1 protein-coding gene is annotated in these 562 nt (G+C 71.0%); it reads left to right on the top strand.

The genetic code is table 11. The features are described 5' to 3' along the window. Positions 1-485: CoA transferase subunit A (locus HMPREF3086_RS00590; protein WP_246830833.1), on the top strand; the 485-nt coding region annotated here is incomplete at its 5' end. Positions 486-562 lie beyond the last annotated feature (77 nt).

Here is a 562-nt window from a genome sequence, read left to right as displayed (position 1 = left end):
CCCCGCAGGGCACGCTCGCCGAGCGGATGCGCGCCGGCGGATCCGGCATCGGGGCGTTCTACACCCGCACCGGCGTCGGCACGTTCGTCGCCGACGGCGGCATGCCGTGGAAGTACGACTCGTCCGGCGGGATCGCGGTGGCGTCCCCGCCCAAGGAGACCCGCGAGATCCGCGGCGAGACCTACGTGCTCGAGCAGGCCATCGAGGCCGACTACTCGCTGGTGCGCGCCGCGGTGGCCGACCGCAGCGGCAACCTCCGCTTCAACCTCACGGCCCGCAACTTCTCGCCGCTCGCGGCGATGGCCGGCCGGGTCTGCATCGTCGAGGCCGAGAAGATCGTCGAGGTCGGCGAACTCGCCCCCGACGACATCCACCTCCCGGGCATCTTCGTCCACCGCCTGGTGGAACTGACCCCGGAGCAGGTCGCCCAGACCAAGTGGATCGAGAAGACCACCACCAACCCGCCCTCGGAAGGACAGCGCTGATGAGCAGGATCGGACGCGACCGCAAAGCCATGGCCGCCCGGGCGGCGCTGGAGCTGGAGGACGGCCAGTACGTCAAC

This window comes from Dietzia sp. HMSC21D01 (genome assembly GCF_001815995.1).
Classification (GTDB): domain Bacteria; phylum Actinomycetota; class Actinomycetes; order Mycobacteriales; family Mycobacteriaceae; genus Dietzia; species Dietzia cinnamea.
Note: the sequence above shows the minus strand (reverse complement) of the source record. Positions and strands in the feature narration are given on the sequence as shown.